We start from the raw sequence: 17,935 nt of genomic DNA on the forward strand, positions 1-17,935 counted from the left end.
TGTTATTTCGGGGTACTCATTTGTTATTTCGGAGTACTCATTTGTTATTTCGGGGTACTCATTTGTTATTTCGGAGTACTCATTTGTTATTTCGGCATACTCATTTGTTATTTAGGGGTACTCATTTGTTATTTCGGAGTACTCATTTGTTATTTCGGAGTACTGATTTGTTATTTCGGCATACTCATTTGTTATTTTTGGGTTTCCATAACGCATCCTACGAAACTACTATAATTGAAACCTATACTGGTCAACTTGTGTATACACCGTAGTCGTTTCGGGGAGAGGAATGGAAGCGGGGTTTTAAGAATAAGTCGCACATCGCGTTAATTTTTAATTATTCAAGTGCGTCCAGTCAGGTTGGCAACTACAGCAGCTAACTCGGCGGGATTCACTGGCTTGGGAACGTGGAGTTGAAAGCCTGCTAACAACGCTTGCGTGCGATCTTCCGCTCTAGCATAAGCTGTCAGCGCCACTGCTGGAACCCGCCCTCCTCGTTCTGCTGGTAGCGCCCTCACTTGCCGAATTAGTGCGTAGCCATCTTCTTGTGGCATACCGATGTCGCTCACCATTATATGAGGACAAACTTTTTGTAAAGCAAGTAGTGCATCGCTTGCAGATGAAACTGCTATAACTTGCGCCCCATACTGTTCCAGAATTGTGGTGAGTAAATGACGCGCCTCTGCCTCATCATCAACGATCAGCACTCGCAAGTTATCTAGCCTGGGCAAGTAATTGTTAGCCTCTTGGATATCTGTTAGAGATGAAAGCTGCTTTGCTGTATTAGCTTCTACATAAACGGCCTTCATGGGTAGATTGACAATGAATGTCGCTCCCTGTCCGATTCCTGGACTTTCTACAGAGACTGTGCCACCGTGTAATTCTACCAAGTGGCGGACGATCGCTAACCCTAATCCTAGTCCGCCGTGCGATCGCGTAATTGAACTATCAGCTTGACGGAAGCGCTCAAATACATGGGGGAGAAATTCCCCAGCAATTCCCATTCCTGTATCGCTGACTCGAATTTGCACGGAAGATTCAATTCGTTCCAATTGCACATCAACTCTTCCACCCTTGGGTGTAAACTTGACAGCGTTAGAGAGCAAATTCCACACAACCTGTTGCAAGCGGTTGACATCACCCACAATTACCCCAACTTCACCATCAAATCTACAGTTGATGCTAATTTCTTTAGCCTCGGCTGCTGGGCGCACAGTATCGATTGCCGCCTCTACAAGTGGTACAAGTTTTATCCGATGCATATCTAGATGAAGTGTGCCTTTAATAATCCGTGACACATCTAGAACATCTTCAATTAGTTGCGCCAGGGATCTAGTGTTACGCTCAATTGTCTCTAACGCCCGTGTAGTAGTAGTTTCATCAAACTTGCGATTTCTAAGTAGCTGCGTCCAACCTAGTATGGCGTTTAAGGGTGTGCGGAGTTCGTGGGAGAGTGTAGCGAGAAATTCATCCTTCATCCGGTTTGCAGCTTCTGCATCGGCACGTGCTGCTTGTTCGCGCTCAAGCAGTTGTTCGCGTTCTTGCTCTGCTTGTTTGCGATCGGTAATATCGAGCATAAATCCATGTAGTAGCTGCGGCCCATTCTCATCCCGCACGACATTAACAATGTCATATAGCCAGACGATTCTGCCATCAGCAGCTAACATTCTGTATTCAAATTCATAATTATCCAGTGTTAAAGAAGATTCTTGACAATACTTAATAGCCCATTCCCGATCTTCTGGATACATGTGTTGTTCCCAGAAATTATCGATGTACCAGTCTGACAATGAATAGCCAAGAATCTCAACGGTTTGCGGCCCTACATAAGTGAAATTTCCGGTATTGGCATTTACCTCCCAAGGAATCATGCGGACTTTTTCGGTTAATGCTTTTAACCGTTTCTCGCTTTGTTTGAGGGCTGCTTCTGCTAATTTATGAAGTGTAATATCTGTGATTAGAGCAACAAATCCTTCAACTTTTCGTTGCTGATTGAATTGGGGAACGTAATTTACATTTATGTAATGGTGTGTACCATCTTTATGGGGTAATTGGGTTTCGTAAGTTACTTGTTCTCCTGAAAGTACTGCTTCTACATAAGGAAGAATTGATTGATAAACTGACTCTCCGAGAATTTCTCTGATGTGTTTACCATAAATTTCAGAAGCGAGAAGCCCATACCAATCTTCATATCCCTTGTTATTAAAGCGATAACGCTGTTGGGTATCAACATAAGAAATCTGGACAGGTACAGCATTTGTAATTAGCCGCAGTTCATCTTCTCGTTCGTGTAGTGTTGCTTCGGTTCGTTTGCGTTCTGTGATGTCGCGTTGAGTTCCCCAGGCTCTAACTAAAAGCCCATTTTCGAGAATTCCCACCAGATTATTCAAAAAATATTTAGAATTCCCTTGCTTATCTATTTCGTGAGACTCTGCATCAATTAGTCGGTAGTTAGAACGGATAAAATTACGCAGGTATTCAATATTATGTGGATCGGAGGGAACGAGAAAGTCTCCTAATCTGGCGTTGATAATTTCTTCGGCACGAGAACAGCCATACATCTGCGCCATCACATTGTTGCATTCTGCTAAGTAAACATATTGGTAAAAATTTTGAATTTGTTCATCTTCTGGACAGTCTGGCGAAATTGGCACTTCTAGTTCGATGCACCAAATACCTTCTGAACTCTGCTCTAAAAAAGCGCGGTAGCGTTCTTCGCTTTTGCATAAGGCAAGCTCTATCTGTTTGCGATCGCTTAAATCAAGTGCAAAAGAGATAATATCGTTAGGATTATTTTCTAACAAAGCAGAACCTAACAAGATGGGAACACAGGTTTGATCTTTGCCGATGTATTCGTTCTCAAAAGGCTGACACACACCTTTGGTTTTAAGTTCTGCGATCGCACTGTTGTTTGCTTCAATATATTTTGGTGAGATCATATCACGCCATCGAACCCGCCCGGCAACTAAATCTTCTTGCGAATAACCTACCATTCGTAAAAAAGCATCATTCGCTTCTGCGATCGCACCGTCCATATTGGCTACAATTACCCCAATAATATTGGACTCTACCAACCTTCTCAGCTTTGCCTCGCTCGCTTGTAACTTCTGCAAACTGACTTGAAGATGTTGTTTAGCAGTGCGTAACTCTGAATTTAGCAAGCTGATGAATGTCGTCACCAAAACAAACAAGCCTAACCGTCTGATGCTGTCTAGATTCGCAACCGAAAGCGAAAACACAGGCTCCAAGAAAAAATAGCTGACGGCTAAAGTAGACAAAGCACTAGCCATCAACCCTGCTTCCATACCGCCATACGAGGCACTAACCGCCACGCCAGCAAAAAATAGCAAGAAAATAGTTGGTTTCAGTAGTGGCTGTAGCAATAGTGTTAGTAATAATGCACTACTAACAGCCAATAATGCAACACCATAAGGTGATAGAAGGAAACGTGTTCCTTTCAATGTGGCCTCTCCTTTTATGCAGCTAGCTAAAGGATTATTCCCAAAATCAGCTAGATAATGCCTAGACGTAGCTCATCGTAGACATCGCTCCACATTTATTATGCATCGGAAAAATACACATCCAAGCAGTTGGTTATTGTGAATCTATGTAAAGTAGTAAAATTCAGCTTTACAAAAGGTTTAATAGCTAATATTTATCGCTCTAATTATAGACTTTAAATTTTCGCATACCATTCAAAAAGCATAGTTACATTAAGTCTTCAAATACATTCCTTTGAGGATATAAGTCATCATTTCTCCTTTACCTTTAACCTGAATTAAACCTCGCTTTTCTAACAAGTATTTATCCTTTAAAATCAGATAAGTTGCTTCACAAACCTGGATACTACCTGCTATTCCATGTGATTCCATTCTACTAGCAGTATTTACTGTATCTCCCCAGAGATCGTAAGCAAACTTTTTCAGACCAATTACCCCTGCTACTACTGGCCCTGTACTAATACCAATACGGATACTAAATAATTGATTGTTTTCTGTATTGAAGGTAGCTATAGCATTTTGCATATCCAACGCCATATCAGCTATTACTGAAGCATGGTTTGTAGACTGATTTGGTAATCCGGCAACAGCCATATATGCATCGCCAATAGTCTTGATTTTCTCTACCCCGTGAAGTTCTGCTAATTGGTCGAACAAACAGAATATTGTATTTAATAACTCGACCAATTCCGCAGGAGATGTCCGAGTTGAAAGCTCTGTGAAACCGACAATATCGGCAAACAATACTGTAACTTCCAGAAAGCTATCAGCAATAGTTGTAGGCTGTTGTTTTAATTGTTCTGCAATCATCTCTGGCAGGATATTTAGTAACAGCCGTTCAGATTTTTGCTGTGCTAGTTCCATTGCTTTACGCGCGTAAAACTCTTTTTCTCGCAAACGCTCGTATAAATAGACGGAGAATACACAAATTATGCAAGTCCAAAAAAAGTATAATCCTTGTTCAACATAAAAAGCTGAGGGATTTTTCAAAATGGGATTATATAAGAGATATAAGGTTAAATAGCAAATTATGGTTCCGAGTTGAGATATTAAATGCATCCACCATTGGACTGGAATGATTGTCGCCTGAGTGAGAAACATCAAAGTCCAAATATTGGTTCTAGGTTCTAGACTATTAAAGAGCAAAGCTATATCTACTTGGACAGCACAAGTTACAGCCCAGGATAAACTCAAAAAAATTAAGTCAGGATAGCGGCGGCCGATAGGAGTTTTACATAAACCCCAGCAAAGAAGAATAAATAATTCTACTACAGCCCCAATTTTAAAGGCGTATATCTTGGCTTCTAAATTTGAATTTGCCCAAAGGAAAAAAGCGATTAAAGTCAAGCCGGCTACCAGAAGAATCTGCGCTTGTAATTGCAGCCGTTTTAGTAGAAAGCTCTTTCGTTGTTCTTGATAGGATGCCGCAAGGTTATTCTTGGTTTCCCGATGGGACATTCCATGACTAATGAGCGCATCTAATTGGGTTTTATCTGAGTTACTTGGATGAATCATACACTTTTTGCGTTATTAGTAATCAAGGGGATTGGGGACTGGGGACTGGGGGCTGGGGACTGGGGACTGGGGACTGGGGGCTGGGGACTAGTTACTAGATACTAGATACTAAGTACTGAAGACTAACGAAGAACTTTCCTAATCCCAATCCCTAATCCCTAATCCCCAATCCCCAATCCCCAATCCCTAATCTCCAATCCCCAATCCCCAATCCCCAATCCCCAATCCCCAATCCCCATAAATGGCTCGTACCCCTACACTAAATTTTGATCGTGGCACATTAATTTTGCATCCACCACCACGTGGTAAAGGTTGGATGGATTATGCTACGTGGGATGATAGAGTTGAAAAATTCCGCATTCCAGCCATTAGATACCGATCGCTAGTGGAAGCACTACAAGCGGAAGATGTGTATTTTATCGATGAGGCAAAGCAATTTTATCCTGTAGATTTGGTTCCCACTCTGGAAATGGAACCCTATGCTCACCAGACTGAGGCGCTAGCGGCTTGGAAACTGGCGGGTAGGCAGGGAGTAGTTGTGCTTCCCACGGCGGCGGGAAAGACTTATTTGGCACAAATGGCGATGCAGTCAACGCCGCGCACAACGCTAATTGTTGTGCCAACTTTAGATTTAATGCATCAGTGGTATGCACATTTGGTAGCGGCTTTCCCCGATGCTGAGGTGGGATTGCTGGGGGGTGGTTCGCGGGATAGAACGGCTATCTTAGTTGCAACTTATGATAGTGCAGCAATTAACGCTGAGGCGTTGGGAAATCAATATGCGTTGATTGTTTTTGATGAATGTCATCATTTACCAACAGATTTTAATCGGGTAATTGCTGAATATGCGATCGCACCTTATCGTCTGGGACTCTCTGCTACACCAGAACGCACCGATGGGAAACACGCTGACTTAAATATCCTCATTGGTGAAGAAGTATATCGCAAACGCGCTGAAGATTTGGCGGGGAAGGCGTTAGCAGAACATGAAATTGTCCAAATTAAGGTAAAGTTATCGCAACTTGAGCGGGAAAGATACAATCAATTAATTCAAACGCGCAATGATTTTTTGAAGCAATCTAAGATTTCTTTGGGGAGTCTGCAAGGTTGGCAAATGTTTGTGCAAATGAGTGCGCGATCGCAATCTGGAAGGAGAGCAATGTTAGCGCATCGAGAAGCGAAAGATATCGCTTTAGGGACTGATGGGAAGTTGCGAATTTTGATTAATTTATTGGCAGAACATTATCCGGCAAGAATTTTGATTTTTACTGCTGATAATGCGACGGTTTACCGTATTTCTCAAGAGTTGCTAATTCCGGCAATTACTCATCAAACTCCTGTGAAAGAACGGCATGAGATATTAACTAAGTTTAGAGAGGGTAAATATAATACTTTGGTTGCTTCTCATGTGCTGAATGAAGGGGTTGATGTGCCGGCAGCTTCTGTTGCAATTATTTTATCGGGGACGGGTTCGGCTAGGGAGTATACTCAGCGATTGGGGAGGATTTTACGGAAGGGGAATATTGAGAATAAGCAGGCGATTTTATATGAGGTGGTGGCACAGGATACGAGTGAGGAGGGGACTTCGGCTAGGAGAAGAGGGGAGAGGAAGATAGAAAAGGCAGGGGAAGTAGAGGAAGCAGGGGGAGAAAAAGAGAGGAAGGGAAAGTTACAGGTTGTGTATGGGAGTGGGAAGGAACGGAGTTTGAAGGCTGCGGAACAGTTAGAAATTAATTATTCAACGGGAAGTTCAAAATCTAAAATTCAAAATTCAGATGTTACCGACAGATTTACTGATGCATCGCCAAAACGGGGAGGAGATCGTTCCGAAGAGACTGAAGATTGATCGAGGAACTTCGGAGTTGGCGATTGAGTTAATTAATTATTTTCAATCAGCAGTGGGGAAAACTCAAGGTGTGCTTGAGCGACAACTGACTGATTTTGAAGGAGATTCTACAGATTATCGGGTGAAGCGGGGATTAGCTTATATTCTCAAAAGCAGTTTTTGTACTTTTGAGGTGGTTAGTCCTTTAGAACCACAAATGTTAAGAGAACGAGTGTTTTCTTTGGCTGCAAAGTCTGTTTCTAGTCGAGAATCAACACAAGTTACTCTGAGTAAAATTGCTGATGAGTTAACTCAAGAACTTGAGCGCGAAGTTTTACTGGAACAGGTTCGGAATGGGTTATATGCTGATTTATCTGAAAATAAAATTTTGACTGTTTTTGATGCACCAATAGCGCCAGATTTGTTAAATCGATATAACTTATCTCAGGTGCAGGGTGTGTTTTATAAGGCCAGTCAATTGGTGTTAAATGCTCATCGGAATGTTCCGGGGGAATATAAGCTGTTATTTCGCTATTTAAAGTTGTTTCAATTGATGGCTTATATTGAGGGCGATGCTGACCACGGGTTTACAATTACGATAGACGGGCCGACGAGTTTGTTTAATTCTAGTACGCGATATGGGTTAGCGATCGCTAAACTTATTCCCGCTTTACTTCATGTCACGAAGTGGAGTCTTTCTTCTATTCTCCAAACCCGCGACGCTTATACAAATGCTTGGAAAACTGGACGTTTCACCCTCAATTCTGAATGTGGTTTAGTATCCCATTATCCACCAGGGAAACCCTACGATAGTATGCTAGAAGCATCCTTTGCTGATAAGTGGGATGCGTTAAAAAGTGGTTGGGCGTTAGAGCGAGAAGTTGATTTAATCCCAATTCCTGGTAGTGTGATGATTCCCGATTTTCGTTTGGTGCATAAGGATGGACGCACCTTCTTATTAGAAATTGTTGGTTATTGGCGGCCAGAATATTTACAAAAAAAGTTTTCTCAGGTGCGGCGGGCTGGACGCGATGACTTAATTTTGGCAATTTCTGAACGACTTAATTTAGAAAAAGCGGGAGTAAAATTAAATGATGTCCCCGCCAGAATTGTTTGGTTTAAAGATAAGTTATTGCCGAAAGCTGTGTTAGCTGTAATGGATTGATTAAGGATATAGGGGTTCAAATTCAGTAGTAAGGGGCACAGCTTATCTATCCAAGCTTTCCAAGTTTTTGTAACATAACTCTGTAACGACTATCCAATCGCGTTAAGCTAGAAAAAATATAGTTTAATATTAGTGATGCCTAATATTCAAAAACACGTAAACACTCTTGTTACTAAATTTATTCCATCTTATAGATTTCTTCGTTTACAAGAACTCACGATTGATAAAAATAATTCCCTTCAAACAGAAATTAATAGTAAATCGATTAAAGTTCTTAGCTGGAATATTGCTAAACAAAACTATGATAAAAATTGGTTAAAAGATTTTTCCACAATAATTGAAACTTACCAACCCAACCTCATATTTTTACAAGAGTTTTCCCTAAAAGTAGAAGCAGATAAATTAGAAACATGGCTGAACATGAATTGGAGTTTTGCTCCTAACTTTGTAGATATTCATCATCAAACCTATTCAGGAATTCTCACAGCAGCTACAATCAGTCCACTTACAAAAAAAGTTATAACAACTAAACATTTTGAGCCGATTGTTAGAACTCCTAAAATTTCTTTAGTTACTGAGTATCTGCTATCCGATCAAAGTACAACTATCCTGACAATCAATAGTCATCTTATCAATTTTGTAGATTTAAATAAATTTAAAATACAACTAAATGAATTAGAGCTAGCATTATCTACACATCGTGGCCCACTAATATTTTCAGGAGATTTCAATACCTGGAGTCAAAAAAGAGCAGTTCTCCTCAATCAAGTAACAACTCAATTGGGATTAACGCCAGTAATTTTCGCACCTCATGAGAAGGAGAAAATTAAACGCTTTCTGTTATCACCCCCTTTAGATCATATCTTTTATCGAAATCTCAGTGTGAAGAAAGCCAGTGCAAAGGTGCTAGATAAAATTTGTTCATCCGATCACAAGCCTTTGCTGGCAGAATTTACTTATATCAATACTCAAAAAGATTAATATGCTTGTAGATAGTGGTGTTCTAGCTATTTTTAGCACAGCTACAGTTGTTGCTCATGTTGCGGGAGTTGCACATGCAGCCCATGCAGTGATGAATGTGCGTTCTTCTCAAGGGGCAATTGCCTGGAGCATTTCTTTAATTACCTTTCCTTGGCTTGCTATTCCGTTGTATTGGATTTTAGGAAGAACTAAATTTCATGGATATGCTGAAACACTGCGCTCAGTCTATGCACAACATTACAAGCTTATTCATGAGACTTATAGTGAAGTTATTAAATTTCAGGTCGCGCTACCAGATAATTTAGCCGAATTGCAACCATTAGCTGAAGCTTTTACAGAAATTTCTTTCACATCAGGCAATGCTGCCGAATTACTGATTGATGGTCAGCAAACTTATGAAGCGATGCTGAAAAAGATTGCATCGGCGACAAATTATATTTTATTCCAATTCTATACTGTTAACGATGACCAAGCAGGTAATGAGTTTAAAAAAGCATTAATTGCTAAAGCCAAAGAAGGAATAAGCATTTACTTTCTCTACGATGAAATTGGTTCAAAAAAACTATCTCGCCCTTATATCGAGTCTCTAGAACAGCATGGAATTACAGTGAGTGCATTTAATACCACCAAAGGACAGGGTAATCGGTTCCAATTTAATTTTCGCAATCATCGGAAAATTCTGGTGGTAGATGGAGAAATAGCATTTGTAGGTGGACTGAATATTGGCGACGAATATTTAGGAAAAAATCCTCGATTGAGTCCCTGGCGCGACACCCATATCATGCTCGAAGGCCCAACTGTACAAAGCCTACAAAATTCCTTTGTGCGAGATTGGTATTGGGCAACTCGAAAACTTCTCGAAGTTAATTGGCAGGTAAAAATTAATCGAGAAATTAATCAAACTGCATTCATTCTTCCTACAGGCCCCGCAGATTCGCTACCAGCTTGTAAGCTTTTTTTCGTTGAATTAATTAATCAAGCTCAAACTCACCTCTGGATTGCTAGTCCATACTTTGTGCCGGATGAGGCAACATTGTCAGCCTTAAAACTGGCAGCAATGCGAGGTGTAGATGTGCGAATTCTCTTACCAAATCGACCCGATCATTTATTTGTTTATTTATGTTCCTTCTCTTACTACACCGAAATGGAAAAAATCGGTATCAAGTTGTATCGTTACAAAAATGGGTTTATGCACCAGAAAATTATAGTCATTGATGAGAAGATAGCAGGGGTAGGAACTGTTAACTTAGATAATCGCTCTTTTTATCTCAACTTTGAAGTTATGGGTTTTATTACCGAACTTGGGTTTATCCAAAGTGTGAAAAAGATGTTAGAAGATGATTTAGCTGTCTGTGTTGCTGTCGATCTTCATGAGTACGATAAAAAACCTTTTTGGTTCAAGTTAGCTGTAAGAGTTTCTCGATTGCTGACTCCTTTACTTTAATTATTAATAATTGCCTCTAACTCTAAATCGGAAAATTTTCATATCTGCTAAAAACTTCTCTGCAATCCTATTGACTAACCCCAAACACTTTTGCGTTCCCAAAACTGGGCAACTCTTTTTTCCCACTGCTCCCAGTAATCTTTGATGAGTGCTGATTCAAACCAAAATATCTCTGCTGGCATTTCTGGAATCGCTACTACCAAAAGAGCGTGCTTTAGCTGAATGCCATAATCTCGATAATACTCATTGGCTGCTCCTATGTACGCCGTAAGTTGCAGTGGATATTCATATAAATGCTCAATTGAACCTTTGGGTTTGTCTGCTGTTTTCCACTCGCAAATACAGGGAATACCTTGATAGCTGGCAATACAATCAACTTTGCCAGAATACCTCAAATCATGATGAAAAACAGAGCCTTCTACAAGTCTTACTGTGTCGATTTGTTGTAAAACTGGCTTGATACTCTCCCAATAAGGGCGACTCGCTTCGGGACAAACAGGGTTTTGTCCAAGGAGGTAGCGCTCAATTTGTTTGTGTGTTTGGGTTCCCCGACGACTAGCAGATGTAGTAATGCGGGTAGCTTCTTCTGTCCCAACACGCGCTTTCCAGTTTAATAATCTGTCTCGGTCTGCTTGTGATTTGGTGGCATTAAGGATTGTAGTAACGCTAGGGAAGCGATTTCCCTTGGCATCTACATAATATTGTTTACCATTTTCTCTCTTGGATGTGGCATTAATGTGTGGTAGCAGTTGGGTATCAAATTGCATCAGTTGGTGTGTTGAGTTTGAGATTCCCTCAAGAAGGAAAGTGAATAAATTGTAAGGCGGGATATGAAGATAATTGCTAAATGTGTGTGATATATTTCCGAAATAGAGAGAGCTACATTTGTATCTCCAAGTGCGATGTCGTATTTCATTACTCAATTATGGAACCTGTAACATTAACAGCAGTTGCAACTGCGATCGCTACTATAGTTTTAACTAAAGCCCTAGAAAAAACTGGCGAAAAGCTTGGTGAAGCTGCATTAAACAAAAGTCGTGAGTTAATCGAACAGCTACATTATAAAAATAAGTTGCCTTTGTTAGCGGATGCGACACAGCAAAATCCACAGCAGCCATTAGATTATGGTAAAGCAGTGCTGGAGTTGAAAGCAGCAGCAGACGCAGATACCGAAATTGCTCAATCTGTACGAGAAGTGGAAGCAGCCGCAAATGCCGATCCTCAAGTAGCGCCAAAAGTTCAGGCGTTAGCAAATGACCTCAACTCACAACGAGCAACCGTCATCAATTCTACAAAATTAGCTGAGTCTATTAAAAACGTTATTCAGGGAAATACTTTCACTGGTACTAATATCTTCTGACTACAGTCGCCCGAACGGGAACGGGTAAAGTTAAATCCCTCTACTGAAACACCGCAAAATCTTCCCCTGAGTGGGGTGGTGAAGTTTGTTGGACGTGAAGTTGAATTGCAAACCCTGCATCAAATGTTGCAGGAAAATAATCAGGTGGCGATCGCAGCGATCGCTGGCATGGGCGGACTGGGTAAAACAGAATTGGCCTTACAATATGCAAAGGCTCACCGTGAAATTTACAAAGGTGGAATTTGCTGGTTGCTGGCAAAAGCTGGAGATGTGGGGATTCAAGTTGTGCAGTTTGCCAGAACGCAGCTTGACTTAAACCCGCCAGAGAATTTAACAGAAGATCCTAACCAAAAATTACTCGCGCAAGTCCAATATTGCTTTCGGCTTTGGCGTGAGGGTGATGTGCTGCTAGTGTTGGATGATGTCAGCGATTACGAGCAAGTCAAGCCTTATCTACCATCGCCATCTTCCCGGTTTAAAGTGTTGATGACTACACGTCAGTACTTTGGAGGCATAGCACAATTATCTTTGGATGTGCTGCAACCAGAAGCGGCGCTGGAGTTATTAAAGTCTTTACTCAAAGATACACCGGGGCGAATTGAAAAAGAATTAGCTATAGCAAATCAATTGTGTGAGTGGCTGGGATATTTGCCTTTGGGTTTGGAATTAGTGGGGCGATATCTAGCGCGGAAACGGGATTTGTCTGTAACAGAAATGTTGCGGCGATTAAAAGAAAAACGGCTAGATGAGCGTTCTCTCTCTAAGTCCAAGTCAGAAGGTAACATGACAGCACAACGAGGTGTGTTAGCAGCCTTTGAGTTGAGTTGGCAAGAATTAGAGGACAAAGATAAGCAATTGGGTTGTTTATTGAGTTTATTTGCTGCCGCACCTATACCTTGGAAGTTGGTGGAACAGTGTTTACCAGAAGAAAATGTTGAAGATTTAGAAGAAATTAGAGACGATAGTTTGCTGAATCTGCATTTACTTCAGCGCAAAGGTGAGGGAGTTTACCAACTGCATCCACTGCTGCGGGAGTTTTTCCAATATCAGTGTACAGGTTTAGAACAGGTAGAGGAATTTAAGCGATCGCTTTGCGAGGTAATGGTAGCGATCGCCAAAGATATTTCTGAAACTCCCACCCTTGAGCAAATCACCATTGTCTCTCCGGTCATACCTCATATAGCTGAGGTAGCGAAGAATCTGATTCAATACGTCAGCGATGATGATTTAATTTGGGCATTCGTCGGAAACGCTCTATTTTACGATGGTCGAGGGTTGTATAACCAAGCTTTCCCTTGGTACAAGCAGTGTCTAGAAGTAACCACAAAACGCTTAGGAGAGGAACACCCATTGGTTGCAGAAAGCCTCAACAACCTAGCATTACTCTATAACTCCCAGGGCAGATACACGGAAGCAGAACCCCTTTTAATTCAAGCATTGGCACTCAGGCGCAAGTTGCTGGGAGAGGAACATCCAGATGTCGCCGTTAGCCTCAACAATCTAGCGGGACTCTACAGATATCAAGGCAGATACAGCGAAGCTAAACCCCTTTACATCCAAGCTTTAGAACTCTGGCGCAAGCTGCTGGGAGAAGAACATCCATCTGTCGCACGTAGCCTAAACAACCTAGCAGCATTGTACGTATCTCAAGGCAGATACAGCGAAGCCGAACCCCTTTACATCCAAGCATTGGCACTCAGGCGCAAACTGCTGGGAGAAGAACATCCATCTGTCGCACTTAACCTCAACAACCTAGCAAGACTCTACGACTGCCAAAACAGATACAGCGAAGCCGAACCCCTCTACATCCAAGCTTTGGAACTCTACCGCAAGCTGCTGGGAGAAGAACATCCATCTGTCGCACTTAGCCTCAACAACCTAGCGAGACTCTACGAATCCCAAAGCAGATACAGCGAAGCTGAACCTCTTTTAATCCAAGCTTTGGCACTCAGGCGTCAACTGCTGGGAGCAGAACATCCAGATGTCGCCGTTAGCCTTAACAACCTAGCGTTACTCTACTACTCCCAAGACAGATACAGCGAAGCCGAACCTCTTTTAATTCAAGCTTTGGCACTCTGGCGCAAGCTGCTGGGAGAAGAACATCCAGATGTCGCTACTAGCCTCAACAACCTAGCGTTATTCTACGACTCCCAAGGCAGATACAGCGAAGCTGAACCCTTGTACATTGAAGCTTTGGCACTCAGCCGTCAACTGCTGGGAGAAGAACATCCAGATGTCGCCTCTAGCCTTAACAACCTAGCGGCATTCTACGACTCCCAAGGCAGATACAGCGAAGCCGAACCCCTTTACATCCAAGCTTTGGCACTCAGGCTTCAACTGCTGGGAGAAGAACACGCATTTGTTGCAGAAAGCCTCAACAATCTAGCAGTACTCTACTTTTCTCAAGGCAGATACAGCGAAGCCGAAACCCTTTTAATCCAAGCATTGGCACTCAGGCGCAAACTGCTGGGTGAAAAACATCCAGATGTCGCCTCTAGCCTCAATAATATGGCAAAACTCTACTACTTACAAGGACGTTACACTGAAGCTGAACCGTTGTATTTGCAAGCATTGGAGATTTTCGAGCAACGATTAGGGGTAAATCATTCCCGCACCGTCAAGTGTTGTGAAAATTTGGCAATTCTTCGCGATCGCCTCCCCACAAACCCAGAATAGGCAAGTTTTGTGCAAAGATGACCGCGATAAAACTGAAAAGTGCGATCGCATAAATTAAAATTCATATTGAACTAAGTAAAAATGCCTGATTATTTACTCAAAATGCCATTTGACTTACTCAAAAGAAGCTTTTGCTTTCTCAAAAGCAGCTTTTACTTTCTCATTTTGGTGTTTTCCGCAAGCAAAAGAAGCTTTTACTTACTCAAAAGCAGCTTTTGCTTTCTCATTTTAGTGTTTTCCGCAAGCAAAAGAAGCTTTTACTTACTCAAAAGCAGCTTTTGCTTTCTCATTTTGGTGTTTTCCGCAAGCAAAAGAAGCTCTTGCTTTCTCAAAAGCAGCTTTTACTTTCTCATTTAAGTAATTCACACATTCATTTTGGTATATACATTGAGCCGAAAGCTTGCGATCGCTTCTCGGCAAATCTTAAAGGCTATTCCATTCTTCCAGGGTGATTTTATGTGATTCTAACTACTTTTTTTAGACATATCTTAGAATGTAGATGCACACAATGTAGCTATTTTTTATAAAAAATGGCCGCAGCGATCGCAACAGAGGTTACATTAATCTGTTTACCTTTTTGTAAATTCTATCCAATTTGATGATGTGGGCTGATATATCTCTGACCAAAGTTACAGCCTAATCAACTAAGTAGACGATTTATCTATAAAATCGTCAGGGTGCTAAGACAGCGTAGAGAGTGACCTACAGGATATCTTCCTCACCGTACCAGCAGCTATGCATATCGAAAAACCCGCTACCTATGAACCGGAAGCTCCATTTTTAGTGCAAGATTCCGAGAGTTTCCCAGAATCAAAAGACTTATCTCCAGAAAATTTAGAGCCTTGTCAATGCTCACAAGCCGCCTTACAAATGGCATTAATAGCCAGTGGTTTGGGGTTGTGGGATTGGAATCTCATAACCAATAAAACTTATTACGATCCCCAGTGGAAGGGAATTCTGGGGTATGGAGTAGACGAAATTGCTCATGAGCATAAATCCTTTGAGCAACTTGTACATCCACAAGATTTACCGAGAATTCGTCAGGTGTTGCACGATTATCTCCAAGGATTCACGCCTGTGTTTGAAGTTGAATTGCGAATGTTGACTAAATCCGGTGAATGGAAGTGGATTCTGACTTGTGGGAAAGTATTTCAGTGGGATGAATCCGGTAAACCACTACGGATGGCGGGGACGCACAAGGATATTAGTCACGATAAGGCGATGTCTACTCAACAATACCAACTATTTGAACAACTCCAAAAAGAAATTACTCAACGCCAATCTATCGAAGACCAAGTTAAAGAAAAATCACAGCAGCTAGAAACTACCTTTGAGGAACTTAAATATACTCAAAGGCAGTTATTGCAGAACCAGAAAATGGCTAACCTCGGTCAACTGGTGGCGGATATGGCTAACGAAATTAACAACCCCGTTAGTTTCATCTACGGCAATCTCCATCCTGCCAGTCAATACGCTGAAGATTTAATCAGAATCATTGAACTTTACCAACATTACTATCCCACACCGACACCAGTTATAGCCTTACATCTGCAACGCCTCGACCTTGGTTTCGTAAAGACAGACTTTTTAAAATTGCTATGGTCAATGCGAGCCGGATCTGAGTGTGTCAAAGAAATTGTTTTCGCCTTGCGGAATTTTTCAACCTCTGACGAAGGTCAAATGAAAAAGGTTGACTTGCATGAAGGACTTGATAGTGTTCTGAGGATTTTGCAACATCGGCTGAAAGAAAAGCCCGATCGAGCCAGGATTGAAGTAATTAAAGACTTTGGGGAATTGCCATTAATCGAGTGTTACCCTGGCGATCTAAATCAGGTATTCATGAACATCTTAACTAATGCCATTGATGCTTTAGAAGAAAGGATGAAATATGATTATTCCTTTACGCCCAAAATTTTTATTCATACAGAAATTCTAAAAAGTCATTTGTCATTAGTAAATAGTCATGAACTTTGGGTAAATGACAAACATAAAGAAAAAAAACACAGAGTTATCATTTACATTTCTGACAATGGGAAAGGCATACTTCCACAGATTCAAAGACAGATATTTGAACCATTTTTTACCACCAAACCAGTAGGTAAAGGTAAGGGATTGGGACTATCAATTAGTCGGGAAATTATAGTTGAAAGACATCAAGGTAAACTTAAGTGTAATTCTCAGCTAGGTCAAGGCACAGAGTTAGTTATTGAGATGAACACAACAGCAAGACACTATGCTGCTATTAGACAACACGCCAGCTTCTAAGTAATTAGCCTGGGGTAAGAGGTGTTAATTTTTGGAAGTCAGGCGATCGCCACATTCACAATGCAGGTCGATAAATTTGGTTTTGTCTTCTGAACGCCTAAATTACAGCACAAGCCATCAGTACACTTTCTATGACAATCACCGCGTAGGCGTAGCCCGCCGTAGGCATTGCACTAACGATCGGCGTATACTCCTGCAATGGTTGAATCCATGAAAAAGGCTTCAGCCTACCTAAACTGACAGTTAAAACAGCAGATGTAGACCATCAATGTCAAAATACTGAATCATGGGATGAAAAAGTAAAGGTGAGTAATACCCACCCGCAAACTTGCTTGGCCACTACCCAAGACAGATAAACAGCAAATTTTATCAGTCAAAATCTATGAATTTGACCTCCTCTCAAACTCGAAAGCTACCCACTCAAGCGATCGCAGCCAGAATTTTCCACTGGTGTAACATCATCAGTCTATTTATCATGCTCACCAGTGGACTACAAATTTACAATGCCAACCCTGTATTTGGTGGACGTGCGGGTTTGCACATTCCTCCGATATTTACTTTAGGAGGTTGGCTTGCAGGGGGGAGACACTGGCATTTTGCCGCAATGTGGTTATTCTCGCTGAATCTTTTATGGTATGGAATTTATGTTTTAATTACTCGGCGCTGGCGACATCGGTTTGTAGGTGCAAATGACTTCAAAGCATTACAAAAAAGTCACAATTCCAAACGCCTAATTTATGCTTGGCATCGGATTGCTTATACAGCAATTATTCCTATTTTGCTGCTGGCATTATTTACAGGAATAGGAATGTATAAACCTGCTCAATTTCCCTGGATTGTGGATTTTTTTGGCAGTTGGCAAGCATTGCGAATTGTTCACTTTGCCTCCGTGCCAATAGTTATCTTATTTGCAGTGATTCACTATCAATTAGGGCAAAAAGCTGGTGGTACTGAATTAACAGAATCAATGTTTTAGTAAATAAACTCCGATCGGAAAAGTAGGAAAGCGCAATAATCAATAACAAATGACCAATGACAAATAACAAATGACTATTTAAAAAATATGAACTTTTTTGATAAATTGAACCGTAATATCTTGCAAAATCAAAGTTTACTATTTGTAGGACTCGATCCAAATCCAGAGATGATGCCTGTGCGTTATGAATCTGAAGAACTAATCGCTGGTTTGGAGGAGTGGTTACAA

At 41.3% G+C, this 17,935-nt stretch carries 12 protein-coding genes; 9 read left to right on the forward strand and 3 right to left on the reverse strand.

Annotated features, from left to right (window positions below):
* Positions 1-341: 341 nt before the first annotated feature.
* Together V7K42_RS11340 and V7K42_RS11345 are read right to left on the reverse strand one after the other, a co-directional pair.
* Positions 342-3,461: a PAS domain S-box protein gene (locus V7K42_RS11340; protein ID WP_334916186.1), complete on the reverse strand. Its 3,120-nt coding sequence runs from the start codon at positions 3,459-3,461 to the stop codon at positions 342-344.
* A gap of 252 nt (positions 3,462-3,713) precedes the next feature.
* Complete coding sequence (locus tag V7K42_RS11345; protein WP_334916188.1) at positions 3,714-5,015, reverse strand: adenylate/guanylate cyclase domain-containing protein; 1,302 nt, start codon at positions 5,013-5,015, stop codon at positions 3,714-3,716.
* 241 nt (positions 5,016-5,256) lie between these two features.
* Between V7K42_RS11345 and V7K42_RS11350 the strand changes: the two genes are divergently transcribed.
* The 4 genes from V7K42_RS11350 (at position 5,257) to cls (ending at position 10,430) form a co-directional block, all read left to right on the forward strand.
* Positions 5,257-6,861: a DEAD/DEAH box helicase family protein gene (locus V7K42_RS11350; RefSeq protein ID WP_334916190.1), complete on the forward strand. Its 1,605-nt coding sequence runs from the start codon at positions 5,257-5,259 to the stop codon at positions 6,859-6,861.
* Positions 6,791-8,005: a DUF790 family protein gene (locus V7K42_RS11355; protein WP_334916191.1), complete on the forward strand. Its 1,215-nt coding sequence runs from the start codon at positions 6,791-6,793 to the stop codon at positions 8,003-8,005. Before V7K42_RS11350 ends, V7K42_RS11355 begins: the two co-directional genes overlap by 71 nt.
* Positions 8,006-8,140: 135 nt before the next feature.
* Positions 8,141-8,986, forward strand: coding sequence for an endonuclease/exonuclease/phosphatase family protein (locus V7K42_RS11360; RefSeq protein ID WP_334916193.1), 846 nt, complete (start codon positions 8,141-8,143; stop codon positions 8,984-8,986).
* A 1-nt stretch (position 8,987) separates the two neighbouring features.
* Positions 8,988-10,430, forward strand: a complete 1,443-nt coding sequence (cls, locus tag V7K42_RS11365; RefSeq protein WP_334916195.1) for a cardiolipin synthase — start codon at positions 8,988-8,990, stop codon at positions 10,428-10,430.
* A 74-nt stretch (positions 10,431-10,504) separates the two neighbouring features.
* On the opposite strand, the gene V7K42_RS11370 is transcribed toward cls, so the two are convergent.
* Positions 10,505-11,197, reverse strand: a complete 693-nt coding sequence (locus V7K42_RS11370) for a PD-(D/E)XK nuclease family protein (RefSeq protein WP_334916197.1) — start codon at positions 11,195-11,197, stop codon at positions 10,505-10,507.
* Between the two features lie 158 nt (positions 11,198-11,355).
* Here V7K42_RS11370 and V7K42_RS11375 point away from each other — a divergent pair, with 158 nt between their 5' ends.
* The 5 genes from V7K42_RS11375 to V7K42_RS11395 all read left to right on the forward strand — a co-directional run bounded on the left by V7K42_RS11375 (position 11,356) and on the right by V7K42_RS11395 (position 17,707).
* The gene (locus tag V7K42_RS11375; protein WP_334916198.1) at positions 11,356-11,790 is read left to right on the forward strand and encodes a hypothetical protein; all 435 of its coding nucleotides are present in this window, start codon (positions 11,356-11,358) and stop codon (positions 11,788-11,790) included.
* A 75-nt stretch (positions 11,791-11,865) separates the two neighbouring features.
* Positions 11,866-14,466: a tetratricopeptide repeat protein gene (locus tag V7K42_RS11380; RefSeq protein ID WP_334916200.1), complete on the forward strand. Its 2,601-nt coding sequence runs from the start codon at positions 11,866-11,868 to the stop codon at positions 14,464-14,466.
* Between the two features lie 131 nt (positions 14,467-14,597).
* A complete protein-coding gene (locus tag V7K42_RS11385) occupies positions 14,598-14,918 on the forward strand; it encodes a hypothetical protein (RefSeq protein ID WP_334916202.1) in 321 nt (106 codons plus the stop codon).
* Positions 14,919-15,201: 283 nt separating this feature from the next.
* A complete protein-coding gene (locus tag V7K42_RS11390) occupies positions 15,202-16,731 on the forward strand; it encodes a PAS domain-containing sensor histidine kinase (RefSeq protein WP_334916204.1) in 1,530 nt (509 codons plus the stop codon).
* Between the two features lie 382 nt (positions 16,732-17,113).
* Positions 17,114-17,707: a cytochrome b/b6 domain-containing protein gene (locus V7K42_RS11395; protein WP_334916206.1), complete on the forward strand. Its 594-nt coding sequence runs from the start codon at positions 17,114-17,116 to the stop codon at positions 17,705-17,707.
* Positions 17,708-17,935 lie beyond the last annotated feature (228 nt).

This window comes from Nostoc sp., from assembly GCF_036917455.1.
Taxonomy (GTDB): domain Bacteria; phylum Cyanobacteriota; class Cyanobacteriia; order Cyanobacteriales; family Nostocaceae; genus Nostoc.

Coding starts and splice junctions, on each gene's coding strand:
- V7K42_RS11345 (WP_334916188.1), bottom strand. CDS start 5,015: ATGATTCATCCAAGTAACTCAGATAAAACCCAATTAGATGCGCTCATT.
- V7K42_RS11350 (WP_334916190.1), top strand. CDS start 5,257: ATGGCTCGTACCCCTACACTAAATTTTGATCGTGGCACATTAATTTTG.
- V7K42_RS11355 (WP_334916191.1), top strand. CDS start 6,791: ATGTTACCGACAGATTTACTGATGCATCGCCAAAACGGGGAGGAGATC.
- V7K42_RS11360 (WP_334916193.1), top strand. CDS start 8,141: ATGCCTAATATTCAAAAACACGTAAACACTCTTGTTACTAAATTTATT.
- cls (WP_334916195.1), top strand. CDS start 8,988: ATGCTTGTAGATAGTGGTGTTCTAGCTATTTTTAGCACAGCTACAGTT.
- V7K42_RS11370 (WP_334916197.1), bottom strand. CDS start 11,197: ATGCAATTTGATACCCAACTGCTACCACACATTAATGCCACATCCAAG.
- V7K42_RS11375 (WP_334916198.1), top strand. CDS start 11,356: ATGGAACCTGTAACATTAACAGCAGTTGCAACTGCGATCGCTACTATA.
- V7K42_RS11390 (WP_334916204.1), top strand. CDS start 15,202: ATGCATATCGAAAAACCCGCTACCTATGAACCGGAAGCTCCATTTTTA.
- V7K42_RS11395 (WP_334916206.1), top strand. CDS start 17,114: ATGAATTTGACCTCCTCTCAAACTCGAAAGCTACCCACTCAAGCGATC.